Source organism: Flavobacterium daemonense (assembly GCF_007341385.1).
Classification (GTDB): Bacteria; Bacteroidota; Bacteroidia; order Flavobacteriales; family Flavobacteriaceae; genus Flavobacterium; species Flavobacterium daemonense.
The window spans coordinates 48,769-73,118 of the sequence record NZ_VJYD01000020.1 but is presented as its reverse complement, the minus strand read 5'-3'; the positions used below and the strand labels follow the sequence as shown (position 1 = coordinate 73,118).

General features: G+C 33.4%; 28 protein-coding genes. 6 read left to right on the top strand and 22 right to left on the bottom strand.

What is annotated here, in order from left to right; genetic code table 11:
- Nucleotides 1–100: 100 nt before the first annotated feature.
- A complete protein-coding gene (pyrE, locus tag FND99_RS19155) occupies nucleotides 101–745 on the bottom strand; it encodes an orotate phosphoribosyltransferase (protein ID WP_144339542.1) in 645 nt (214 codons plus the stop codon).
- Between the two features lie 7 nt (nucleotides 746–752).
- On the opposite strand from pyrE, the gene FND99_RS19150 reads away from it, so the two are divergent.
- Entirely contained in the window at nucleotides 753–1,370 is a 618-nt protein-coding gene (locus FND99_RS19150) for an NUDIX hydrolase (protein ID WP_144339541.1), read from the top strand.
- An 80-nt stretch (nucleotides 1,371–1,450) separates the two neighbouring features.
- Here FND99_RS19150 and FND99_RS19145 read toward each other — a convergent pair whose 3' ends face one another.
- The 5 genes from FND99_RS19145 to FND99_RS19125 all read right to left on the bottom strand — a co-directional run bounded on the left by FND99_RS19145 (nucleotide 1,451) and on the right by FND99_RS19125 (nucleotide 5,155).
- Nucleotides 1,451–1,954 (bottom strand): hypothetical protein, encoded by a 504-nt coding sequence (locus FND99_RS19145; protein WP_144339540.1) that lies wholly within the window; start codon nucleotides 1,952–1,954, stop codon nucleotides 1,451–1,453.
- A 15-nt stretch (nucleotides 1,955–1,969) separates the two neighbouring features.
- Nucleotides 1,970–2,332: a DUF2752 domain-containing protein gene (locus FND99_RS19140; RefSeq protein WP_144339539.1), complete on the bottom strand. Its 363-nt coding sequence runs from the start codon at nucleotides 2,330–2,332 to the stop codon at nucleotides 1,970–1,972.
- Nucleotides 2,313–2,762: a DUF2339 domain-containing protein gene (locus FND99_RS19135; RefSeq protein ID WP_144339538.1), complete on the bottom strand. Its 450-nt coding sequence runs from the start codon at nucleotides 2,760–2,762 to the stop codon at nucleotides 2,313–2,315. Before FND99_RS19135 ends, FND99_RS19140 begins: the two co-directional genes overlap by 20 nt.
- A 2-nt stretch (nucleotides 2,763–2,764) precedes the next feature.
- The gene (locus FND99_RS19130; RefSeq protein ID WP_144339537.1) at nucleotides 2,765–3,004 is read right to left on the bottom strand and encodes a hypothetical protein; all 240 of its coding nucleotides are present in this window, start codon (nucleotides 3,002–3,004) and stop codon (nucleotides 2,765–2,767) included.
- A 423-nt stretch (nucleotides 3,005–3,427) separates the two neighbouring features.
- Entirely contained in the window at nucleotides 3,428–5,155 is a 1,728-nt protein-coding gene (locus FND99_RS19125; protein ID WP_144339536.1) for a M14 family metallopeptidase, read from the bottom strand.
- Between the two features lie 251 nt (nucleotides 5,156–5,406).
- Here FND99_RS19125 and FND99_RS19120 point away from each other — a divergent pair, with 251 nt between their 5' ends.
- Together FND99_RS19120 and FND99_RS19115 are read left to right on the top strand one after the other, a co-directional pair.
- Nucleotides 5,407–6,768 (top strand): DEAD/DEAH box helicase, encoded by a 1,362-nt coding sequence (locus FND99_RS19120; protein ID WP_144339535.1) that lies wholly within the window; start codon nucleotides 5,407–5,409, stop codon nucleotides 6,766–6,768.
- Between the two features lie 178 nt (nucleotides 6,769–6,946).
- Entirely contained in the window at nucleotides 6,947–7,393 is a 447-nt protein-coding gene (locus FND99_RS19115; protein ID WP_144339534.1) for a hypothetical protein, read from the top strand.
- Between the two features lie 202 nt (nucleotides 7,394–7,595).
- Here FND99_RS19115 and FND99_RS19110 read toward each other — a convergent pair whose 3' ends face one another.
- The 4 genes from FND99_RS19110 to FND99_RS19095 form a co-directional block, all read right to left on the bottom strand.
- Nucleotides 7,596–8,174, bottom strand: a complete 579-nt coding sequence (locus FND99_RS19110) for a PhnA domain-containing protein (protein ID WP_144339533.1) — start codon at nucleotides 8,172–8,174, stop codon at nucleotides 7,596–7,598.
- Nucleotides 8,175–8,249: 75 nt separating this feature from the next.
- Nucleotides 8,250–8,852, bottom strand: a complete 603-nt coding sequence (locus tag FND99_RS19105; RefSeq protein WP_144339532.1) for a zinc-ribbon domain-containing protein — start codon at nucleotides 8,850–8,852, stop codon at nucleotides 8,250–8,252.
- Between the two features lie 75 nt (nucleotides 8,853–8,927).
- Nucleotides 8,928–9,386, bottom strand: coding sequence for a pantetheine-phosphate adenylyltransferase (coaD, locus tag FND99_RS19100; protein WP_133525675.1), 459 nt, complete (start codon nucleotides 9,384–9,386; stop codon nucleotides 8,928–8,930).
- A gap of 139 nt (nucleotides 9,387–9,525) precedes the next feature.
- The gene (locus FND99_RS19095) at nucleotides 9,526–10,497 is read right to left on the bottom strand and encodes a D-alanine--D-alanine ligase (RefSeq protein WP_144339531.1); all 972 of its coding nucleotides are present in this window, start codon (nucleotides 10,495–10,497) and stop codon (nucleotides 9,526–9,528) included.
- Between the two features lie 441 nt (nucleotides 10,498–10,938).
- Between FND99_RS19095 and FND99_RS19090 the strand changes: the two genes are divergently transcribed.
- Together FND99_RS19090 and FND99_RS19085 are read left to right on the top strand one after the other, a co-directional pair.
- Nucleotides 10,939–11,559 (top strand): PASTA domain-containing protein, encoded by a 621-nt coding sequence (locus FND99_RS19090; RefSeq protein WP_144339530.1) that lies wholly within the window; start codon nucleotides 10,939–10,941, stop codon nucleotides 11,557–11,559.
- Nucleotides 11,549–12,592 (top strand): RluA family pseudouridine synthase, encoded by a 1,044-nt coding sequence (locus tag FND99_RS19085; RefSeq protein ID WP_144339529.1) that lies wholly within the window; start codon nucleotides 11,549–11,551, stop codon nucleotides 12,590–12,592. The genes FND99_RS19090 and FND99_RS19085 overlap by 11 nt, the downstream gene beginning before the upstream one ends.
- Before the next feature lie 99 nt (nucleotides 12,593–12,691).
- On the opposite strand, the gene FND99_RS19080 is transcribed toward FND99_RS19085, so the two are convergent.
- From FND99_RS19080 to FND99_RS19060, 5 genes are all read right to left on the bottom strand, one after another.
- Nucleotides 12,692–13,933 (bottom strand): ATP-binding cassette domain-containing protein, encoded by a 1,242-nt coding sequence (locus tag FND99_RS19080; RefSeq protein ID WP_144339528.1) that lies wholly within the window; start codon nucleotides 13,931–13,933, stop codon nucleotides 12,692–12,694.
- Between the two features lie 89 nt (nucleotides 13,934–14,022).
- Nucleotides 14,023–14,880 (bottom strand): sulfurtransferase, encoded by an 858-nt coding sequence (locus FND99_RS19075; protein ID WP_144339527.1) that lies wholly within the window; start codon nucleotides 14,878–14,880, stop codon nucleotides 14,023–14,025.
- A gap of 7 nt (nucleotides 14,881–14,887) precedes the next feature.
- The gene (locus FND99_RS19070; RefSeq protein ID WP_144339526.1) at nucleotides 14,888–15,742 is read right to left on the bottom strand and encodes a ThuA domain-containing protein; all 855 of its coding nucleotides are present in this window, start codon (nucleotides 15,740–15,742) and stop codon (nucleotides 14,888–14,890) included.
- Nucleotides 15,743–15,747: 5 nt separating this feature from the next.
- On the bottom strand, nucleotides 15,748–16,137 hold the full coding sequence (locus FND99_RS19065) for a DUF1398 domain-containing protein (RefSeq protein WP_144339525.1): 390 nt from the start codon (nucleotides 16,135–16,137) through the stop codon (nucleotides 15,748–15,750).
- 171 nt (nucleotides 16,138–16,308) lie between these two features.
- Nucleotides 16,309–17,301 (bottom strand): alpha/beta fold hydrolase, encoded by a 993-nt coding sequence (locus FND99_RS19060; protein ID WP_144339524.1) that lies wholly within the window; start codon nucleotides 17,299–17,301, stop codon nucleotides 16,309–16,311.
- A 280-nt stretch (nucleotides 17,302–17,581) separates the two neighbouring features.
- On the opposite strand from FND99_RS19060, the gene FND99_RS19055 reads away from it, so the two are divergent.
- Nucleotides 17,582–18,274, top strand: coding sequence for a hypothetical protein (locus FND99_RS19055; protein ID WP_144339523.1), 693 nt, complete (start codon nucleotides 17,582–17,584; stop codon nucleotides 18,272–18,274).
- 187 nt (nucleotides 18,275–18,461) lie between these two features.
- On the opposite strand, the gene FND99_RS19050 is transcribed toward FND99_RS19055, so the two are convergent.
- The 7 genes from FND99_RS19050 to FND99_RS19020 all read right to left on the bottom strand — a co-directional run bounded on the left by FND99_RS19050 (nucleotide 18,462) and on the right by FND99_RS19020 (nucleotide 24,300).
- Entirely contained in the window at nucleotides 18,462–18,899 is a 438-nt protein-coding gene (locus FND99_RS19050) for an acyl-CoA thioesterase (protein WP_026982233.1), read from the bottom strand.
- A gap of 207 nt (nucleotides 18,900–19,106) precedes the next feature.
- Entirely contained in the window at nucleotides 19,107–20,693 is a 1,587-nt protein-coding gene (locus FND99_RS19045; RefSeq protein ID WP_144339522.1) for a T9SS type A sorting domain-containing protein, read from the bottom strand.
- A gap of 1,006 nt (nucleotides 20,694–21,699) precedes the next feature.
- A complete protein-coding gene (locus FND99_RS20355; RefSeq protein WP_144339521.1) occupies nucleotides 21,700–21,999 on the bottom strand; it encodes a TlpA disulfide reductase family protein in 300 nt (99 codons plus the stop codon).
- A complete protein-coding gene (locus tag FND99_RS19035; RefSeq protein WP_144339520.1) occupies nucleotides 21,908–22,105 on the bottom strand; it encodes a hypothetical protein in 198 nt (65 codons plus the stop codon). The genes FND99_RS20355 and FND99_RS19035 overlap by 92 nt, the downstream gene beginning before the upstream one ends.
- An 82-nt stretch (nucleotides 22,106–22,187) precedes the next feature.
- Nucleotides 22,188–23,243 carry a nuclease-related domain-containing protein gene (locus FND99_RS19030; protein ID WP_162615577.1) on the bottom strand — a complete coding sequence of 352 codons (1,056 nt, stop codon included), beginning with the start codon at nucleotides 23,241–23,243 and terminating at the stop codon, nucleotides 22,188–22,190.
- Nucleotides 23,244–23,334: 91 nt separating this feature from the next.
- Nucleotides 23,335–23,796, bottom strand: a complete 462-nt coding sequence (locus FND99_RS19025; protein ID WP_144339518.1) for an SRPBCC family protein — start codon at nucleotides 23,794–23,796, stop codon at nucleotides 23,335–23,337.
- Between the two features lie 36 nt (nucleotides 23,797–23,832).
- Nucleotides 23,833–24,300, bottom strand: coding sequence for a hypothetical protein (locus tag FND99_RS19020; RefSeq protein ID WP_144339517.1), 468 nt, complete (start codon nucleotides 24,298–24,300; stop codon nucleotides 23,833–23,835).
- Between the last annotated feature and the right edge of the window lie 50 nt (nucleotides 24,301–24,350).

Genomic DNA, 24,350 nt, shown 5'->3' with positions numbered 1-24,350 from the left:
AATCTAAAATCTAAAATCTAAAATCTAAAATCTAAAATCTAAAATCTAAAATCTAAAATCTAAAATCTAAAATCTAATCCCGAGGCTTCGGGACTAAAATTTATTCTTGTCCCCAAGTCGATGGACTTTCGTTCCATTCCAATAAAGTCGATTGCTGATCTTCGGTGATATATTGTTTTTGAACCGCTAAGCTTAATAAATTTTCATAGTTGCTCAAAGTGTATAGATCAATATTTGCATTTTTGAAATTTTCTTCGGCAACACCAAAACCGTATGTAAAAATCGCTGCCATACCTTTAATATTAGCACCTTCATTACGCAAAGCTTCAACAGCCATTAAACTGCTATTTCCTGTACTAATTAAATCTTCTACAACAACAATATTTTGGCCTTTTTGTAAAAAACCTTCCACTTGGTTCTGTCTTCCGTGTTTTTTAGGTTCTGGACGCACATATACAAACGGCAATCCAAGACTTTCAGCAACAAGAATTCCAACTCCAATCGCTCCAGTAGCGACACCGGCAATTACGTCAGGTTTTCCAAATTGTTTTTCAATATTCTTTGCAAACTCATCACGAACGTAATTTCGAATGCTCGGAAATGAAAGAATTAACCTATTATCACAGTAAATAGGAGATTTCCAACCAGAAGCCCATGTAAAAGGATTTTCGGGATTCAATTTAATTGCATTTATTTGCAAAAGCAATTCGGCTGTTTTTTCGGCAGTATCTTTATTAAAAATCATAGTACAAATGTATAAAGTTTTTGTGAACGACAAACCACTTTTTTTGACAAATGAAATTTCTCGTGAAACAGATTTTCAATTGTTCTTGTTGGAAAGTATTGATATAGAACAGCTTATTATAAAAATTTTTCAAAATAAAATTCAAAAAGCTATTCTCTATCATCCAGATGAAAGTGAAATTATGAAAACCCTTAAGGCCAAAATTCCGGTAAATAAAGCCGGCGGCGGTTTTGTGTACAATAAAAAAGGCGAGGTTTTATTCATCTTCAGAAATGGGAAATGGGATCTTCCAAAGGGTGGAATCGAGAAAGGCGAGGACATTGAAGTTACCGCAATGCGCGAAGTTGAGGAAGAAACTGGTGTAAATAAACTTCGAATTACCAATAAACTTCAAAAAACCTATCATATTTTCAAACGCAACGGAAAATATAAACTTAAAATCACTCATTGGTTTGAAATGCAGTCTGATTTTGAAGGTACGCCGCACGGACAACTTGAAGAAGGAATTGAAAAAGTAGCTTGGCTGAATCCAGAACAAATCAAAGAGGCGCTTAAAAATTCTTATGAAAACATAAAATTATTGTTTGAAGAGAAAGAAAATCCGATAACAAAAATTTCTAAATAAATGCAAAATTATAAAGTCCCGATTATGAAATTTCGTAATCGGGACTTTAGGTTTTAAATGGTGCATTTTACTTTGTAATTCTATTTAATTGATCTAAATGGAGCCAAAGTATCATCAATCAAAAATTCAATCTCTAAAAAATTAGTACAGATTTCTAAAATTTCTTTCTGGAAATTTTCTGTATCCAATTCAATCCAACCTTCCATTAGAGTCAGCGGGCCAAAATTTGTGCTGACGTTTGGCCATTTATGAAGATATTTTTCAAAATAATTTCTGAAATTCTCGGCAAATTTTCTGCTTTCAATTGTATAACCTTTTAATTTTCTCAATTTTAAGGCATGAATATTATACATGATTTTTTGTTTCTTGATGCTGGAATCGTTAATCCAAACCGAAAAGAAAATCCTCGATTCAGCAGTTAAAGCTTCTTCTGGATTATTTGTCCACGATTTTTTATACAGTTTTATAAAAACAGAATCCAAATAAACACCAACAGAAACTTCAATTGCTTTTTCATCCAGAAGCTTATGATCAAGCTGCTTGGCTATTTTTTGAAAGTTTTCTAGATAAAACGAAGTGTCCATTTTTCTTTAAAATATTTATAAAAGTAATCGAATATAAGTATATCCAAACAAAAATATAGAAAACGCGACATCAATATTTCGAACCAATTTCCAGTTGTCTGGTAAAAACAACGCAAAACTCACCAACGGTCTTAAAATCAATTGTGAAAGAAAGGCAATAAACAATAGTAAATACCCAAGATTTAAATTAGAGAAATCGCCGTTTAAAATTCTTTTAAAAGAAGTTGTGAGTCCGCACGTTCTGCATTTCAACCCAATTTCGGCGTAAGGGCATTTAATACTGATAATTTCCGTTTTCAGATATAGAATTAAAATCAGTACAACGCTAAATATCAGGAAATTAAAAAAATGATATTCTTTATTTCGAAACAGAATCATTCTTGATTTTTTGGATCGAATCTTTTTTTAGCTGTAAAATCGAATCTTTCGCTATTTCTTCCTTTAGTTTCTGTTCGGTCTTTTCTAAAACCTTTTTTTGGATAGTGTCGAGAACCTCAGTTTGCGCTTCGTTAATTGATTTTTCAATTTCAGCTTTGGTCGCATAAACCGTTTCGTACTTGTAATATTGAAAAATACCAATTGAAAACGCTGCCACGCCGATAATCAAACCAGCTAGAGGAACAGATGTACTTTCGTTTTTTTGTTTCAAGCCAAGATAAGAAATACCGCTAAAAGCAAGTGCGAAAAAACTTGGTCCAACGGCGTAATATCCCACACATGGAATCATTGAAAAAAGAAGCGCTAAAATTGCAAATACTAAACCTATTATAGCAAAAGGCTTTGGGTTTCCTGAAGATTGGTAATTCATTTTTAGTTATGGTTTAGTCGGTTTTTGATTAAGTACAATAGAAAATGAAGCACTTCATTTTTGAATAAAATGACAACCAAGACAATTGCCAAAATCCCAATAATGCAATTAATAAAACTGCTTTGAAGTACGTTTTGAAAAGATTTTCGCCCAAAGAAAACAGACCAATGAAATAGCGCTCCCAAATAATTTAATCCGTAAAAGATTCCCTCAACAATCGTGTCGCCGGTCTGATTATTCATAATTTGTGGTTAAACAGGTTAGAATTAGGCAATAATTTTTGAAGCCCAAATATAAAATCTTGAAATATAAAATCTTTACGGGAAGACGTAAAAACGAAAAATTTTCTTATCAAAAAAGACAACCACAATTATAAAATGAATTTGGGCGTGCCAGTATTTACAAAAAGACCCAATCAACTTTGCGTTCATTGGGTCTTTTTGTAAATACTGTCGGGCTTTCGCCGCTACTTCGGTAGCCTGGCTCTATCCCTCACGCGGAGCTACACTTTCTGTATAATTTGTTTCAGGTTTGAAGTTTCAAGTTTTTTTGGCTAGCGCGGGCAAATCCGCGCTATCATGTACATAAAGCTTTGCGTTCTTATCGCAATCCAAACACAATCAAAATAAAAAAAAAACTTAGCGTACTTTGCGTTAAAAAAAAAACTACAAAACGCGGTAAACAGGATATTGCATATGCGCCTTTTCATAATAAGCAGAATGTTTGTAAATCCAGTCTAATTGCGCTTCAGGGCTTTTAGCAAATGTAGCATCAGTTTGTTTTTTAGCTTCTAATTCCGCTTTTAGAGACGGATTTTCTTTTAAAAGATTAGCTGCAGTATCTTCAAAAATATATTCAGAATAATGTTCTTTTTGTTGTAAAATTGGATCAAAGAAATTCCAGTTAAAAAACGAATCAACACCTTCAGGTTCAAAAGCTTCAACTAAATATTTTACACCTTTTTGAGTTGTTGGCACGATATAATCACCTTTAGCGAAAGCCATTTTAACGATTTTAGAAGTTACTGTCGTATTTCTATGCACATAATGTCCTTCATAAGCCATCGGAACCGTTTTAAAATCAGCAATTCTATAGCTTTCCACTTCAATAATAGTGTCGTTTTTAAGTTGCGAAAAAGAAATATTATTGTTTTTCAATAAATCAATAATATTCCAATAGCCACGCGGAATGATATAAGCAGATGGTATAACAACATCTTTCAGCGATTTGAATTCTTTAATATATGGCACGTCTTTTTTATACGGTTTGCTTCGGTCATAATACAAACGATCTCCTGTTGTTGCCTCGCTTTTTTTGTAACTCGCTTCATATCCTAAAAACGAAAAAGTAGTCGCTTTTGTGCTGTCTAATTCCCATTGCAAAGTATATTTTTTCTTCGGTTGATATTGCTCTAAATTTTTAACACGAAGGTCTTTGATTTTCTGATAATTAGCGTCGGTAAAATCCAAAGTCGATTTCATGTATTCGTATGTCATTTTTACACGTTCGGCATATTTTTTCAACATATGTGTTTCAACCACAAAACCAATTGTATTGAACAACGAAGTATAACCCGTAGTATATCTCGGACTGTCGACAAATTGTCCAAAACCTTTGTCTGGTGTATCTTTAAACGAATCAACATAAGGCGTTGTTTCGATTTTCTTTTTCTGTAAATTTTTTACCAGCGCCGGCATCATTTCGTTATTCATAAAACCGCCTAGAACCGTTCCTAATTTATTGTGTTCCGTCATGATGTAAGTCAGTTTGTATTGATAATCAGAACCATTGCTCACGTGATTGTCAATAAAAACATCGGCATTTATTTTCTGGAAAATCTCAACAAAACTCTTCGTATTTCTCGTATCCGATTTCATCAAATCACGATTCAAATCGTAGTTTCTAGCATTTCCTCTAAAACCGTAAATTTCTGGTCCGTCTTGATTTGCTCTTGTTGTTGAATTTCGGTTTAAAGCCCCGCCAATATTATAAACCGGAATAGAAACCAAAACAGTATTTTTAGGCGCTTTCAGTTTTCCAATTGCTAAATCTCGGTAAAATTGCATCGTTGCGTCGATTCCGTCTGGTTCTCCGGCATGAATTCCGTTATTTACAAACAGCACGGCTTTTGTTTTCTGAATTTTATCAAAATCAAATTCCTTATCCGGATTAAAAGTCACCATATGCAAAGGTTCGCCAGAATCCGTCAAACCCATTTCTTTTATTTGAATCGTTGGAAAATCACTTGCCAACATTTTAAAATAAGCAATAGTCTCAGCATACGAAGCCGATTGATTTCCGTTTCCTTTCTCAAAAAACGTATCGTATTTTTTGTTGTTTTGAGCAAAAGTGGTGATTGTGAATAGGGAAAGAAGAAGGGTAAAAAGTTTCATGATTTTAATTTTAATAGGAGTCAAATATAAGTTTTTTTGTTTCAAGTTTCAGGTTGATATTCATTGTGTTTTTAACCGCAAAGTGCGCAAGGTTTTTTATATAAAGCTTTAAAAAAAAACGCAAAGTTCGCAAAGCTTTGAACATAAACTTGGCGAACTTTGCGTAAACCTTTGCGTGCTTTGCGGTTAGAGAACCTGAAACAAAGAGAACCTGAAACCTGAAACAAAACTTTTTTAATTACTTTTGCAAAATGAATAAAAAACACCATTCCAACAATATACTTTCGAATTTAGGAATTGAAAGCCTGAACGAAATGCAAGAAATGGCACAAGATGCTATTTTGAACGATAATAATGTTTTACTGCTTTCGCCAACGGGATCAGGAAAAACATTGGCTTTTTTGCTTCCAATTTTAGAATTATTACAGCCAGAAATTTTATCGGTTCAATGTCTTATTTTAGTTCCGTCGCGCGAACTTGGATTGCAGATTGAACAAGTTTGGAAAAAAATGGGAACGCAGTACAAAGTTAATATTTGCTATGGCGGACACTCAATTGACACTGAAATCAAGAATTTAAGCAATCCTCCGGCAGTTTTAATTGGAACGCCAGGAAGAATTGCAGATCATATTGACCGAGATACTTTTAGGACAGATAAAATCCAGACTTTAATTTTAGACGAGTTTGACAAATCGCTTCAATTAGGATTTCACGAACAGATGTCTTTCATCATTGGAAGATTGCCAAAAGTGAACAAAAGAGTTTTGGTTTCAGCAACTTCAGATATTGAAATTCCGAAATATACACGAGTTATAAATCCGACAGTTTTGGATTTTATTCCGGAAGAAGAAGAAAAAGCAAATCTTTCGATGAAGATGATTTTGTCGCCATCAAAAGACAAATTGGAAAGTTTATTCAATTTAATTTGTTCACTTAAATCGCAGTCGGCAATTATTTTTTGTAATCATCGCGACGCTGCAGAAAGAATCAGCGATACTTTAAACGAAAAAGGAATTTACGCCACCTATTATCATGGCGGAATGGATCAGGATGAAAGGGAACGCGCGTTGATTCAGTTTAGAAACGGAAGCATTTCGTATCTAATCACAACCGATTTAGCAGCAAGAGGATTGGATATTCCTGAAATGAAACACGTAATTCATTATCATTTGCCTTTAAAAGAAGATGAGTTTACGCATAGAAACGGACGTACAGCTCGTATGCAGGCAACGGGAACAGCCTATGTAATCATTCATGAAAGCGAAAAACAGCTTGACTATATTGATTATGAAATGGAAGTCTTAAATGTTGAAGGAAAAGTTTCGTTGCCAAAACCACCAGAATTCCAAACCATTTATATCAGCGGAGGCAAAAAGACAAAATTGAATAAGTTTGATATTGTTGGATTCTTTTCTCAAAAAGGAAAGCTGGAAAAAGATGATTTGGGACTTATAGAAGTTAAAGATTTTGTGTCGTTTGCAGCGGTAAAATTCGGAAAAGTAAAAGAGCTTTTGAAGCATATTAAAGATGAAAAAATGAAAGGCAAGAAATTTAAAATTGAAGTTGCCCGCAACGTAATCAAGAAAGAAGAGGAGAAGGGTAAAAAGTACTAGATTTGACAAAATTGTCAATTGGAAAATGAATTTGGTTCTATTTTGTTGTTTGTCAGGTTTTTAGAATTCGGAAACTAAGTTTTACAATTTTGTGTTAAAAAAATAACGATTTGATAGGGGTTTTTTCATAAATTCTATGTTTTTTTGTTACAGTAAAAATGTAAACCCCAAATCCATTATGAAAAGAATTATTACCGTTGCCATTTTGTTCTTTAGTTTTGCGTCTTTCGCACAAATTAAAGTTATTGAAACCGTTCCTGTTGAAAAATTAGGAAAAGTAAACAACAACTACATTCAAAAAATTGGAGACGAATATACAGTGTACTACACTAGTATTCAAAACGATGACGAAGGTTCGTCTTTAAGAAAATTTACATTCAAAAATGTAAATAACGATTACGCAAGCCTTTACAATATTATTATGAATGGTTTTACAGCAAATCCTTTGTACGACATCAAATTAGAGTTACCTAACAACTACATTTGGTTGCACTATACAGGAAGCGTTATTCCAGAAAAAGCGACAGTACAATTTATGGTTTCAAGCAAAGAAGCTACTGCGGCAACAAGCAGTGTTTCTGAACCATTTGTTAAAGATCAAATCAATAAATTATTCCAGAAATAATTTTTTTTAAGGTTCATAGTCTCAAAGTAACAAAGGGACTAAGGTTTTAAATCTTTGTCCCTTGATATCAAAAAAAAAAGCTGTTCAAAGAACAGCTTTTTTTGTATAATTTTTATGTTCGAGGGCTTAAAGTGGCAAAAAATCAAAGATTTAAAACCTTTGTCCCTCTGAACCTTTTGCTCCTTTGAACCTTTAAAATAAACTATATTTTCTTAACATATTGCGTAATAATCACAATCTGTTGTCCGTCGACTTTTCCTTCGATATATTCAGCGTTTTCGTGGTCCAGACGAATGTTTCTAACAGCGGTTCCTTGTTTGGCAACCATGCTAGAGCCTTTTACTTTAAGATCTTTGATTAAAACAACCGAATCTCCGTGTTGTAAAACTACGCCATTGCTGTCGCGGTGAACGAGTTTGTTTTCATCATCTTCACCTTCGCCTGTTGCTTTTGCCCATTCCAGTGTATCTTCGTCTAAATACATCATGTCAAGCAATTCTTGTGGCCAACCAGCAGCGCGCAAACGGCTTAACATTCTCCAAGCTACCACTTGAACCGGAATGTTTTCATTCCACATACTGTCATTCAGGCATCTCCAGTGATTTAAATCAACGTTGTCTGGATTTTCAATTTGGTCAATGCAAGTATTGCAGGCAAATATTGCTTCATCAATTCCGCCTTTTTTAGTTGGCAATACTTGATATACTTTTAGGTTTTCTTCTGCGCCGCAAAGTTCACATTTAGATCCGCTTCGTTTGCTTAATTCTCTTTCGATGCTCATTATTGATTGTTTTATTTTAAAAATGCAAAATTACTTATAGTCAGTAATTTTTTGCAAATTTAGGCTTAAAGTGGCTTAATGCCTAACAACTTCATAAATTTTATTTTCTTTAAAGAGTTTTTGCAATTCTGTTTTTGCAATAACCTTTTTTTCAACGTAATTTTTTTCTAGGTCAATTTTATCAGTACTAGTTTTCTTGTCTACTTCCATATTGTTTAGCAGTAAAGTCAAACTGTCTCTTGAAATTTCAGTCAATTTCATTGTAGAGTAAAAACCATTTGAATTGTCGATGCTGTAAACGTCTCCAATTTTTGGACTTTCGATATAAGAAACAGTGTCTTTTCCTTTTTGTACAGAACTTAACATGCCAAAAAGAAAAAGAGCAGCGATGATAAAAATTCCAGAATACATCCAAAGCGGACTGCTGATTCTCCCCATTGAATGTTGTATTTTTTGCTTAATGGAAGGAGAGAATTCTTTTTGTTCAAATGTTTTTTTACACGAGTTGCACTCGGCAAAAGTTAATTTTTTGATAGGGAAAAATGGTATCCAATAAATGTGTGCGTATTTTTCATACACACTGTAATTCATTGAAACTGTCGTAGTGCAATCTGGGCAATCTACATTATTAATACGGTCGTTTTTAATGTGTTTTGATTTGGTGCCGTAAAAAATCATTATTAAGGTTTTATTGGTTAATAAAACAAAAATAATGATTTAATTGAGCTACACAAATAAGTTTATTTGTTTGAGTTATTTCTTAACTCTCACAGCATCTGGAACTAACATTTCGTATTCACCGCCATTTCGCAATACATCACGAACAATACTTGAGCTGATATATGATGTTCTTGCTGCAGTCAATAAAAACACGGTTTCAATTTTAGAAAGACGTCGGTTTGTATGTGCGATTGCTTTTTCAAATTCGAAATCGGCTGGGTTGCGAAGACCTCTTAAAATAAAATTGGCTTTTAGTTTATGTGCCAAATCAATAGTAAGTCCTTCATAAGTAATCACCGAAATTTTTGGTTCGTCTTTGAAAGTTTCTTCAATGAAGCGTTTTCTTTCTTCGAGTGAAAACATGTATTTTTTTTCGGCATTGACACCAATCGCAATTACGATTTCATCAAATAAAGAAATTCCTCTTTTGATAATATCTTCGTGTCCAAGTGTAATTGGGTCAAATGATCCAGGAAATATGGCTTTTCGCATTTTTTGTTTTTTAGGTTCAAAGGTACAGAGTGACAAAGGTTCAAAGTTTTTGGGCTTCGACTTCGCTCAGCCTGACAATTGTATAAATTAAAAAGGTTCTGAAATCGTAGAATCTCAGAACCTTAGTATCTTAGCATCTTTAAGAAAGCGCCAACTCAATTGCATTTGTAAATAAATCTTCCAGAGAAATTCCGGCTGCTTTTGCTTGTTGCGGAATCAAACTTTCGGTTGTTAAACCCGGAATTGTATTCATCTCCAACATGTATGGTTCGTTATCAACGATGATGAATTCGCTTCGTGAGAAACCTTTCATTTTCAAGACTTCGTAAGCACGTTTTGCCGTTTCTCCAACTTTCCTAGTCAATTCGTCAGAGATTCTGGCTGGTGTGATTTCTTGTGATTTTCCTTCGTATTTGGCTTCATAATCGAAGAAATCATTGTCTGAAACAATTTCAGTGATTGGTAAAACTTTGATTTCGCCTTTGTAATTGATTACTCCCACAGAAACTTCAGTTCCGTCAAGGAAACTTTCAATGATGATTTCGTTGTCTTCTTTGTATGCAACTTCAATTGCGATAGGAAGTTCTGCTTCCGATTTTACTTTTGAGATTCCGAAACTAGAACCCGCTTTATTCGGTTTTACGAAACATGGCAAACCTACTTTTTTAACAATTTCTTCGGTATTGATTGCATCTCCTTTGTTCAAGTAATAAGAAATAGCCGTTTTGATTCCGTATGGTTTTAAAACTGATAGTAAATCTCTTTTGTTAAAAGTCAAAGCTGATTGGTAATAATCGCAAGATGATTGCGGAATGCCTAACAACTCAAAATAAGCCTGCATTAAACCATCTTCGCCTGGAGTTCCATGAATGGCATTGAAAACGCAGTCGAAAGTAATTTTTTCGCCGTTTACGGTTACAGAAAAATCGTTTCTATCGATTGGGAATTCAGCGTCGTTTGCATCTACATAAACCCATTTTTCTTTGAAGATATGAATTCGGAATCCGTTGTATTTTTTTTTGTCAAGATATTGGTACACAACGTTTCCGCTGATAAGCGAAATTTTGTATTCGCTTGAATATCCGCCCATGATGATGGCAATGTTTTTCATTGACTTTTTGTTTATTTGTTTAATCGTTAATTTGTTTAACCGTTGATTCGTTTAATCGTTAATTTGGTTTTTTTGCCACGAATTTCTCGAATTTTCTGGAATTTTTTTATTCATTCGTTTGTCAGGCTGAGCGAAGTCGAAGCCTCGTTTGCTGAATCACTTTGCGAGGGGCTTCGACTTCGCTCAGCCTGACAAAACTGTCGTTATTTAAATAAAAACAAAATCTTCTTTTGAAACCGAGTGCCCTAGCCCTGATGGAAGCGGCATCCTTTTGTGCCGGGGTTCGGCGCAAAAGATACAGCGGACAGCAGGAAACAGCTTCTGAAAATTATCCTTAGACTTTGCTCAGGAACTCAATCGCGCATCTTTCTTGTTTTAAACAAAATTATCATTTTTTTTGAAATGAAATACTTTATCTTTGCGACAACTAAAAATAAATTTATGAGTTTACGTAAGTATTTAACTAGCCGCGTATTTTTTTTACAATTATTGAGTGCGGCTGCTATCATTGCAGTTTTAGGGTATTTGTTTATGCATTGGTTGACTTTTACAACGGATCACGGACACGAAATTGCGGTTCCGAATTTAGCAAGATTAACAGAAGAACAGGTTGAAGAGAAATTGGATGAACTGGACTTGGATTATGTGCTTTTGGATAGTGTTGATTACAGAAGTGAATATCCAAAATTCAGCGTTGTTGAGCAAGATCCGTTACCGGGAACGATGGTGAAAGTAGGACGTAAAATATATATTAAAATTAATGCTTCGGGTTTTTCTTCGGTTAAAATTCCTGATTTAATTGAGAAAACATATCGTGAGGCTGTTCCAACATTGAAAGCTTTAGGGCTTGAGCCGGGAACGATTACTTATATTCCGAATCTTGGAAAAGATATGGTTCTTGAAATGCGTTACAAAGGAAGAAATTTAAAAGTAGGAGACCGCGTTTTGAAAGCGTCTAAAATTGATTTGGTTTTAGGTGACGGAAAAGCGAGTTATGTAGATGATAGCCAGGCAACAGATAGTACAGCAGTGCCTGCAGAAACACCAAAAGATGAACAATAATATTGAAGAAAATTTAGATCTGGAAGACGAATTATTCGAACATTACAGATTTGAAGTCCCAAAAGGTCAGACGTTCTTGCGTATTGACAAATATTTAATGTATTTGATTCCGAATGCCACGCGAAATAAAATTCAGAATGCGGCAACGAACGGAAATATCTTTGTAAATGATATTCCGGTAAAATCAAATTACAAAGTAAAACCCTTTGATGTGATTACGGTAATGCTGTCACATCCGCCGTTTGAAAACCATATTCTTCCTGAGGATATTCCGTTGAATATTGTTTATGAAGATGATGCTCTTTTACTAATCAATAAAGAGCCAGGAATGGTGGTGCATCCGGGTCACGGAAATTATACAGGAACTCTTGTAAACGCTTTGGCACATCATTTTGATAATTTGCCAATGAACAGCAGTGAGCGTCCAGGTTTAGTTCACCGAATTGATAAGGATACTTCTGGGCTTTTGGTTGTGGCCAAAACGGAAGCGGCGATGACGCATTTGGCAAAACAATTTGAAGCTAAAACTACTGAGCGAGAATATATTGCGCTTGTTTGGGGAAATGTTGCAGAAGAAAGCGGAACAATTGAAGGAAACCTTGCAAGACATTTGAAAGACAGAATGCAAATGGCTGTTTTTGCAGATCCGGAAATTGGAAAACCTGCTATTACGCATTATAAAGTTTTGGAACGTTTTGGTTATGTGACTTTGATTTCTTGCAAATTAGAAACAGGAAGAACACACCAAATTCGTGCACATATGAAGCATATTGGTCATCCTTTATTTAATGACGAGCGTTACGGCGGACATTTGATTTTGAAAGGTACGACATTTACAAAATACAAACAGTTTATTGATAATTGTTTCAAAGCTTTGCCTCGTCAGGCTTTGCACGCTAAAACGCTTGGATTTGTTCATCCAAATACTGGTGAAATGATGCGTTTTGATACAGAACTTCCACAAGATTTTCAAGATTGTATTGAAAAATGGCGTACGTATGTAAAGTCACATAATACGGAAGATGAGAATTAATTAGATAATTTGTCAATTAGAAAATTAGATAATTTCTATAACACAAATTCCACTAATTTACACGAAAATTAATCTGTGTAAATTAGTGGAATTCGTGTTTTAATTCAGTTCCGAATGAGATTTTATTTTGCCGATTGACCCTGTTGGATTTGGTAAAAGCTCAAAAACAGAAGTAGGAGCAAGGCCTTGTTCTATTCTATGAGAAACGTACAAAATTGTAACGTTTGTTTCTTGTTTTATGGTGTTGATTAGCTGAATAACCAAATCAACATTTTCGTCGTCGAGACCTTCTACAGGTTCGTCTAAAATTAGTAATGGAGGATGTTTTAAAACGGCACGGACAATCAATGCAACTCTTTGCTGGCCAATCGAAAGATCAATAAAACGTTTTTTACGTAATTGCGTCATTTCAATGACTTCAAGCCATTGTGTTACAATATTTTTTTGATGTGTTGTTGGCTCTGTGTAAAGTCCGATAGAATCAAAAAATCCTGATAAAATCATTTGCTCCAAAGTATGTCCTTTTTGAAACAAATCGGTCATTGAAGTTGTGAAGATTCCGATTTGCTTTTTAATGTCCCAAACGCTTTCACCAGTTCCTTTTTTTCTTCCAAACAAATACAAACCTTGTCCGAAACCTTTTGGATTATCACCTGTAATTAAGGATAAAATAGTGCTTTTTCCAGAACCATTTGGACCAATTAACTGCCAGAATTCGCCTTGTTTTATAGTCCAAGAAATGTTGTCTAAAATTTTTCTTTCTTCATAACTAACAGAAACATTTTCCAGTTTTATTAATACACTTTCGTGGAAAGAATGTGGTTCAATCGCTTTCGGAATTGCTGCAGTATTTAAAGTTTTAAAATGATTTTCTGTTTTTGAAATTGGATGCAGTTCAAAAGTGTTGTCTTTAATTTGTGCTTTATTCGGAACAAATTCTAAAACATCAACAACGCGATTCAAAAGCTGAATAATAGCAATATCATTGGTCAAATCTTTTAGAGAATCGGCTAAAACGACTCTTGAAGCCTGATCCAAATGGTCAAACGGATTATCAAAAATGATAAAATCAGGTTTTTGATTGATGCAGTATTTCAAGAATTCTTTTTTGCGTTCTCCTGAAGAAAAGGTTCTCAACTGGCGATGAGATTCTGGAGAAGCTTCTACGCTGTCATATTGATATTCTTTTTCGATGAATTTTTCGATTGCGATATCAGAGAACAAAATCCCTTTTTGGTTATTAAAAACGGCTAATTCTCCATTTGCTTCTCCGTTGAGTATATTGTCAATAAAAGCTTTTTTGTTTACCTGGTTAGATAAAAGTATGTCCCAGTGTTGCATTTTTGTATTGTTAAAAGTTTCTTTTGCCACAGATTAGACAGATTTAAATGATTAATCTTTTTAATCCTTTTAATATGTGGCAAAAAAGTTTATTCTAGTTTTTTTGTTGCCATTTCGCGGTCATTTCTGGACCATTCGCTCCATGAACCAACATATAGTTTTGGAATCGGAATTCCTGCATAATCCATTGCAAGTAAGGTGTGACATGCCGTAACTCCTGAACCGCAGTGCACAATTACATTTTCTGAAGTAATATCGCCTAAAATGGCATTGTATTTTTCTTTTAAAACTTCAGGAGATTTGTAAATACCTTCTTCATTTAGATTTTCACTAAAAGGAACATTAATTGCACCAGGAATATGTCCCGCAATTAAATCCAAAGGTTCTGTGAGCCCGTCAAAACGATTTTTGTCTCTTACGTCGATTACGATATTTTCGGCATTATTGCGGGCTTTTTCAACTTCTTCAATATCGGCGGTTTTTAATTTCCATTCTGAAATTGGATATTTTTCTGATTTCTCAAAATTCTCAACTTCCGAACTTACAGGAAATCCAGCTTTTATAGCTTCTTGTAAACCTCCATTTAAAACTTGAACTTTTTCATGTCCAACGGCTCGCATCATCCACCAAAATCTTGATGCGGCATTTGATCCGTTTTTGTCATCATAAATTACGACATGGCTTTCCGCCGAAATTCCTGTTTTAGAAAGTACATCAGCAAATTTTTCTAACGATGGAAGTGGATGTCTTCCACCATTTTTCGGATTACAGTCAACTGTGGCTAAATCTTTGTTTAAATCAACATATCGAGCACCTTTTAAATGTTCTTTTTGATAATTTTCTTCGGCGTTAATTCCTGCTCTTGCATCGATTAAAACAATTGATTTTGAATGCAATAATTGAATTAATACATCAGAATTTATAATTGGAGAAAGTTTGTCTGACATATTGCAATTATTTACTTTTTTTACTTCCAAACAAAAGCAAAGCATTCAAAATCACTTTGTTTTGTGTTTCATTTTCAAATGTGTACGAAAGAGTTTTATTGGTTTTGCCTTCATAATCAATATCATTATGTCCCATATTTACATACATCATTTTGTATTTTTTATTAGTCCAAACGACTGGATAATAACCGCTGTGCCAAATTTCATGAGGTTTTGGTCCTGTTCCCAAAGGGAAACTGCTTTCGTCGATTGCCAGCAGAATTTTGATGTCTGGATTCTTTGTCAAATCATTGCTCCATCGGTACCATTCGTTTGGCTGCGATTTGAATGTTTTCGGAATATTTTTCATAATCGGATCTTGATTTTCAACCCTTAAAACTGCCGATGTAGGGCGCCAAGTATTGCTTCCATATTCGCCAGAACCTAAAAAGATATTGTGATACCAATCCCAGTTTTGCGGATAACTTGAATTGTTTAAAGCAAAAGCCGAAAAGTGAAAACCAATAAAACCGCCGCCGTTTTCCATGTATTTTTGAAAAGCTTCACGTTGTGCTGGTGTTTCTGGTCTTGTGTCTAAAAATAAAACGACTTGATATTTAGCTAAAAAATTAGCATTCAAATTATCCCAATTGCTTGTTGAATCGTATTCGAAATGATTTTCCTCAGCTATTTTTGGAAACCATTTATTAGCTTCATGTACAAAACTGATATGCGCCTGATCATTTTTGGCGGTGTAAAAAGCAATGACCTTAAATTTTGATTTTTCTTTTTTATGTTGTGCAATACCTGCAAAACAAACTAGAAAAAGCGTCAGTAAAATGCTTTTTCCAACTAATTTTAGTTGTTGATTGAAAATGCTCATTTTTCTTAACTAGGGATTTTTTCAATTAAAATTTCGTTTTCAGCCTTATCAAAATAAGTGCAAGTCATTTCGATGATATTAACACGCCATTTTGCAATGCCACATTGTGCACATTGCTTGCAAAACGTCATATAATCTGATTCGCCATGCTGATGTTTTACTAAAAATTCAATGAAAAGTTCCTTGTTTGGAAAATCAGCAACTTTGATTTCAGGATATTTTTCTTCGGCAGCAGCCGTATAATTATTTAATCCAAAATAAATTACGCTTCCGTCATGCACAAAAGTATCGTAGCCTTTTACGCCAAGAATGATTAAATCTTGAATATAGTTTGGGAAATCAGCACCAGTTTTTACTTTAGAATGCGCTTCTTTGATTTGGTCGATAGTAAACATAGTTTTAGTTTTTTTAGTTAGGATTTGCCACGAATTACACTAATTTTTGCGAACTTTTTTATTTTGCCACAGATTAAAAGGGTTAAAATGATTTAATCTGTGTAAATCTTCTAATCTGTGGCAAAATAAAAACAACAGATATAATTCGTGAATTCGTGGCTAATAAAAATTTTATTGTTTCAAAAATACGATTAATGGTTTTATAAATTGATCAAAAGATTCAATATGCGGCAAATGTCCTGTATTTGGAATTTCAACAAGTTTTGAATTCGGAATTGCTTTTTGAGTTCTTCGGCCTAGTTCGGCATAATTTCCCATTGTTGCTTGAATTTCTTCCGAAACTAACGGTTTTCCTAATGCCGTTTTATCTCTTGTTCCAATAATTAAAAGCGTTGGAACTTGAATGTTTTTGAATTCATACAAAACTGGCTGCGTAAAAATCATATCATACAAAAGTGCCGAGTTCCAAGCAACTTTATCATATTCGGGATCAGTTGTCCAGCCTGCGCTTAATTCGGCCCATTTTTGATAATCGGCATTCCATTTTCCGTTATAATAATTAGCCATTTGATAATTTTTGATGGATTGGTAATTCTGCTTCAATTCAGATTCATACCACCAATCAACTGGTTTATAGGGAACAACTAATTTCCAGTCTTCTAAACCAATTGGATTTTCTAAAACCAATTTCTCAGTCATATCTGGATACATCAATGCAAAACGTGTAGCAAGCATTCCGCCCATAGAATGTCCTAAAATTGTCGCTTTTCCAATTCCGAGATGATCCAGCAGTTTTTTGGTATTTTCTGCCAATTGCTGAAAAGTATATTGAAAATTATCTGGTTTTGATGATTTCCCAAAACCAATCTGATCCGGAACAATCACACGAAAACCTTGGGCAGTCAATGCTTTTATGGTTGTTTCCCAATAGGCTCCGTTGAAGTTTTTTCCGTGAAGCAAAACGACATTTTTATGATTGTAATTATCTGGAATAATATCCATATAAAACATTTGCATGTATTGTCGCTGGCTGTTTATTTCTACAAACTGAACCGGAAAAGGATATTCGTAGTTCGAAAGATTAATATCCAATGGTTTTATTTTGACTTCCTGAGAAAAGACTAAAGGAGGAAAGAAGAACAATAAAAGCTTTATAATTTTCATTTTTGGCAGATTATATGTTGCAAAGCATAAAATTACCGTTAACGATTTTGAAATGCAAAGATTAGTGTCTTAAAGTTATCAGAAAAAATGCTTTCGAATTAAATTCATTGTTTTTAGTGCTAATAATCGATGATTTATTGAAATTTTATCGATTAAATGATGCTGATTATGAAAATAATGCATTTTGACGAAAAATGTAGCATTTGAAAGGACTTCTTTTATTAACAGGAAAATTGTCTGTAATTTTATAGTAGAATGTTGTCAGCTAAAAAAATGTATTATGAAAAAAACAATACTTTTGCTCCTGCTCACAGTCCCCACATTTGCCCAAGAAATCAACACATTTGATTTCGCCGTTATAAATTCAACCTTAATTTCTGCAAATATCGATCTTGATAAAGGCCGAAGCGTTGTCGCGGCCAATAGAGATCAATATTCGGCTTATTTTCAGTACGCATTTAGTATGTGTGATGACGATATTATTTTTGGTGCCGGAATCGATAAATCAGAAATTGACAGAACCTACATTGGTTACATCGGAAAAATATGTGGCAATTTCAGAGCCACAATTGGTGTTGGTTACGTTGACTCACGGAGTGATTATCAGGGAACTTTTACGGGTTTTAGCGTTTCATGGCATTTTTCTGAAAATACTTACATAGGTGGAAATCTCGAAAATCTGCATTCAACAAGCGTTGATTATGAAACCGATGAAAGTTATGATTATTACAAAAAACTCGTTCCGAAAGTTTTTGGGAGTTATGAAATCATCCCCAATGTCATTGCTTTTGGTCAATTGAGCAGTAGAGTTAACGATATTGCGCTGAAATATCAAGTTCGCCGATTTTCAGCTGGCGGATTTTATTCTGGACATTCCGTTGGTGGAATCTTTGGAACAGTAAATGTCGGCCGATTTGCATTTTCTTGTAGCACAACTTTTGAGAAAGTCAACTTCGGACTAAAGTTTGAATAAAATAAACTGCATATTTTCAACGCACAGAAACATAGATTTTGTTTGCAGAAAAGAGCTTAAAAAGAAACTGGCTTCTAACGCATAGTGTGCTTGCTATGTCGTTTAAAACAAGTAAAACGTCTTTTTTAAAGCTTTTTAAATCTATGTTTCTATGTGTTTGAATTAATTCACTAAATGACTTGAACTTTTACAGTCCAACAAAATCATCGCTTTTAGGGAAAATGCTTAATGCTTCAATCGCAATTTCAGGGGTTGGAGAAGCTAGTTTGCGCAGTTTTGTATCCATCCAAGCCCCATCAACCGTAATTGTAGCACAAAGTGTATCATCTTCTCTTCTAAATTCGTGAATGATCGACCAGCGCGAAGCATCGGCTTTCATTTTTGAAGTTTTGGTATGAATAAAAATTTTGTCCGAAAGTTTTAATTCTTTTCTGAAAACACATTCTTCTCTAAACAAAACAGGTCCAAAACCCTGCGTTTGCATCACTCTTAAAGTCAAACCTAATTCTTCAAGGATTTCGATACGATGTTGTGCACCAAAATCATAATATGCACTGTGACGAACGTGAAAATTAGGGTCAAGATCTGACCAGCGAAAAGAAATTTCTTTAATAAATGAAGCCATTTTGTAATTGTAATTTAAATTGTATTGTGATTGCCTGCCGAAATTGTTTCGTTTAAAAAAGACAATCTTTTAAAAAATCGAAATTACGAATAAAATTTATTTTAGTGGAAGTGTTAGATTATAAAAAAAATGCCCTTAAACTTAAGGGCATTTAAGTATGATTTAATTTAAAAATATTTATCAATTAACGTTTCTCTATTGTGAAAATTACTCGATTACTATTTTATTGGTTTCTTCTTTTCCATTATTATTTATTTTTAGAAAATAGATTCCCTTAGACAATCCCTGCACATTCATTGTAGTAATTTCATCTATAATTTTAATTTCACGGTTTCGATTTCCGTTAATATCATAAAGTACTGCAGTAATTTTTGAGTCTGGTTTTTGAGTTACTTCGTTTCGTCTTATATTAATTTCACCATTTGAAGGATTTGGGTATATATTAAAGTTCGAATTGGTTTTTACTGTAGTATTTGATATGTCATCTGTAACTGTGTTTGATTTATTTACCTTAGAAGGTTTGTTTATTTGCTCATCTTCACTATTTAATGATTGTGTAACATATTCTGAAACACTTCCACAAGCATTTGTTGCAGTTAATTTCATTGTTATTGAAAAGGGAGGGTAAGCCGTAAAAACTGCAAGATCACCTTGACTGCGGAAATCTACATAATAACCTGTACTAGAGACAAATTCCCAAGTAAAGGTTGAGAAGTCATTATATAGATCTTGACCTCGATAATTAAAAACATATCTTTCTACTCTTTCTCCAGTATAGTTTGCTGCAGGAGAACCAACAATTGTTATTTTTTTTGTTAGCGCAAATGTTTGTCCACATTCATTGCTCAACAAACCTGTCAAAATAAAAGTCCCTTTTGATACCGGAACGACCACAGCTTGATTACCTGAATTAGTAACAGTTGCAACAGCATTATTAGATGAGCTCCATGTGACACTTAATCCATTGTATAGATCTGGAATGGAATATATTGCTGATGAAGACTGATAACAAATTGACGGACTTCCGCTAATTGATAATAAAGTTGGACTAAAACCACTTCTAGTTATAGTACAAGTTTTTCGCACCTGGTCGACACCATTTAAAACCGGAACTACCGTTACACTTGATGGAACAACTGTGAAATCTGTTGGATTTAATGTTACACTGTTTGTGGTTGTAGTAAATTCTGTAAGTGGGGGAACTGGAGAATTGTTTCTGCTCCATCCGTATCCAACCCACCATTTATAAGATAATGTTCCTGGAGAGTCATAAACATTATTAACAGAGAATGTATAAGAGTATGGTTGGCAATATATTACCTGAGATGTCGGAGAAATTTCAAATGTTGGCGATGTTTTAGTTAAATTATAAGTACAGGATATGGCAGGTGAATTTGTTGATGCATGACTATACTCTGCATAAAAAGTACTGCCTGAAACTTCAATATCTGAGGCTGATATTATTTGGGAAAAAGTTCCTTCCCATGTTGTTCCTCCTTCCGAAAAAGCCGAGTTGTTTACAATAATTCCGTTTAGTTCAACAGGAGTAGAACTATTGTTTTTTTTCAAAAAGATTTTAAATTTAGCTGTGGTGCCGACATCAGTTGAAGAATTTTTAACGATTTTTAAGGTAAAAGTTACAGTTACTGAAGTATTAAGGCCAAGTGCAATCGTACTGCAATTATCAATAGATTTGTTGTTGACCTTTACATCAGAAATTCCTGCAACTTGAGCACTCATTAAATTTGTAAAAACAAAAAAGAGAAAAAGAATTTTTAGAGTAATTTTTTTCATAGATTTTTATTAAAATTAGTATTAAAATTTAAATAAAAGTAGTGTTTTTTTGACAAAAAAAATAATTTATTGTTTTACAGTAAATTATTTCTAAATAGTTAAGAAATGTCTGTAAATATTAGTACTTTTTTCTGATTTAAGAATTAACAGCTTTATTTATAAGAATTCTATTAAAAAAAGCCAAAGGCTTTTCAGATTATGATTATCCTACTCATATTCAATTTTATTTATTTTGATGTAACATGGAATAAGGAAAAGAATTTCTAATATAAAAGAAAGGTTTCCATTATGGGTGTGTTGATATGTGATACAATACAAAACACAATTCCGACAATAGGATCGATTTTAGCAATAATTATGATATTTGGCTTTTCGAACCACAAGGAATAAGTGGCAATGTCTTTTATTGTAATAATTAAAGTGATAAAAATTCCAACTTCTAAATATATGGTATTGCTTGAGAATCCATAAAGAGATGATTAACGTTATCTGTAAAAGCATTTCAAATTAAAAAAGACTCTCAGACTACAAACAGTTAAAAACATAAAAATCCAACAGAAAGTTTTAATCCACTATGAAAAGTTTTTTTTAATAAACGGGTGGTTTTTCAAATTTTTCAAATTTGCTTTGTAATTCTTCACTCATTTTTTGTTTGTTAGTAAGTTGTTGTAATTTAGGATAAATGGTTTACCGAGATTACGAATAAAAATAGACGAATAACACAAAATTACTATTCATGCATATTTTATTTTTTGCAATCTTGCAATATGTTGGTGAATATTTTATTTTGAAAGCAGTTTTTTGATTTCGGCCGCAAGATTATATAGGTTTCCTTCTACATTTCCTGTGGTTACAAATTTTATAACTCCATTTTGATCATTTAGGAAGTTTTTTGGAATTGAATTGGTGGCATAATTGTTCCAAATTTTGCTTTCTGGGTCAAACCGTAATTAAAATTCAAACCATCTTTTTTTAATTTATCCGTTTTTTTTTTAAAACTAGATTTTCAGCTTCTCCACTTTGAGATGGCTAAAAATATAAAATTGTCATTTTTAAATGGTTCTATAATTTTTGCTGGAACATCGTAAAATTCTTGGAGGCAAGGCGCACACCATGTAGCCAAAAAATTGACAAGAACCACTTTTTCTTTTAAATCAGAAAGTTTAATTGTTTTGCCATCTATTAGTTTTAAAGTAAAATCTTTTGCATTGTCATTAACGTTTAAAAGATATTCTGTCGTTTTTTTTTGTAATTTCTTGTTTTGGTGTTTCGGCAACACTTTGGTTGCTATTTTCAAGTTTTTCATTTTCAGAAAAAATCTCAACAACCGTTATAAATTCTCTGTCACCAATTTTATCACCATATTTTTTAGCTAATTCATCTCTTTCTTTTTCAGATACGTCTTTATTCATAGATTTAATTCTTTTTTCTTGGGCATATTTTAAGAATAAAAAAAAGAATTGCCTCAGAAATAGAAGTAGAGTTGTTTTATTTTCAACATTTTAATTTGGAGCGTAATTTTTTCTGTTCCGAAAATTTAAGAAGATATTCTGCTATGATTTCGGTTTCTTCTGCAGAAAAAATTGATTTAAAGTATTTTATGTAGGGCACCAATTCTGGCAAAGTCAGCATTTTTACAAATTGAAATTCTTCAGCGGGTTTGTTGTTTGTAAAAACAATTATATTTTTTATCGGAATTTTTCTGTCGATCAAATTTTGGTGCTCAAAACTTCCATTTCGTCTTTTTGACGCATCAGATAACAAAATATAAAGAGCAAAATTTGTTCTAAGAATCTGTTCAACAGGAGATCGCAAATCTGGATTATTGAGTGAATTGTCGCTCCAGTTTTTCGTTTCGATTAAAAAAATCCCCGAAGTAGAAATTAAAAGATGATCAATTTGAATGGAATAAATGTGATCGTTTTTGGCTTTATTGTAGATAGGAGGCTTAAAAGTACAGCAGAAATCGTTTATTAAAATAAAATCATCGGAGAGTATTCGGAGTGCATTCTCAACCTTTTGTTCGCCAACAGCGCCGTAAATCGTGTTGTTTAAGTTTTCAATTATTTCTTTTTTCTTTTCAAATGCCTGTAAAGCCGGAAAACAGCTTTCGTTTACCGCATCTTGAAAATTTGCAGAAAGATAATCGAAACGTTTATTTTTTTCTGAGAGTAATTTTTTTGCCTGATAATTGAAGGTTTTGATGTTAAATTGACATTCGAGTTGAACAAACCAAAATTTGGAACAAATGACGAGGTTTAACCAATAATCCCGAATTGTAGGTATAATTTTAGAATGCGTTTCGGGTAGGTTTTCTATTTCTTGGTTATAATCGTCAAGCTGTTGCCGAAGCCGATCTTCAAGATCATTTTTATTTCGCGGAATAGCTTCAATCAATTCAGCGATTTCTTGTTCAAGAGTTGATTTTTCTTCTTGTATGAAAAGTGTATGGTCAGAAATGATTTCTTCTTCGTTGAACTGATAATTTTTCCGAAAATGGATCAATTCATTCAACGTGCGAAATTCGTCAACATTATATCTGACTAGCATTAATTGTATAGCATTCAGGCAACCGATCGTATTATAAACTCTACACATATTCTTCTTTCATTAGCGGTCATAAGATGTGTTTGATAGATGTTTAGGGCTTCATTTTCGATAATTCAACTTCAAGTTTATCAAAGTTTTCTTCGTTTTTATCGACAACGTAAGGTTTTAGTTTTTGGCATTCTTCAACAGTTTCAAAAAGCATTTTAAAAACTACTTTTGTCTGGTTTTCTTCAACAGTTTCAAAGGTTGTTAGAATTTGAAATAAGGGTTTCGAATGACGTTTCCACGCAATAAGATTGGGTCTGTCAATTTTTATGAATTCACATTCATTGGCATAATTTCCGACTTCCGGACCATGCATGATGAATTCCCATTTTCCGCCTTCGCAAAAGTCAAATTTATTAAAAGTATTGGTAAAGCCTTTTGGTCCCCACCAATTTTTTAAATGATCGGGATCGCTCCAGGCTTTAAAAACCAGTTCATGAGGAAAATTCAGAATTCGTGTCGTAACAATTTCTGAGTCTGGCGTTGTTATGATGATTTCTGATTTCATTTTTATCTGTTTAGTAATTAAGTATTTTTTAGATAATTATATTTTTTCCAAATTATCCCATTCGTATTCTATTTTATTAATTTTAATGTAGTACGGAATTAATAATAGAAGTTCTAATCGTAACTGGATATGCCCATCACCAGAAGTAAATGGAATTACAAACATAGAAGCGACACAAATTACAACTCCAATAATGGCATCAATTTTAGCAATTGAAATTGCATTTGCTTTTTCAAACCAAAGTGAATAACCAGCATAACCTTTTAAGGTCATAACTGCAATCAGAAAAATTCCGATAACAGAATAAGCCGTATTGGTTTCAAAGCCATACAAAGATAATTGGACATTATTTGAAAAGGCACTTCCTATTAATGTGAACAACCCGCAAACAGCCAAGATCATAAAAATCCAGCAGAAGGTTTTGATCCACCACGGAAGCAATTTTCTTCGGATGATTCCTGTTTTTTCAAATTCGTCAAATTGGCTTTGTAATTCTTCGTTCATGCTTAGTTTTTTGGTTAGTTAGTAAATAGTTTTGGGATATGGGCGAATAT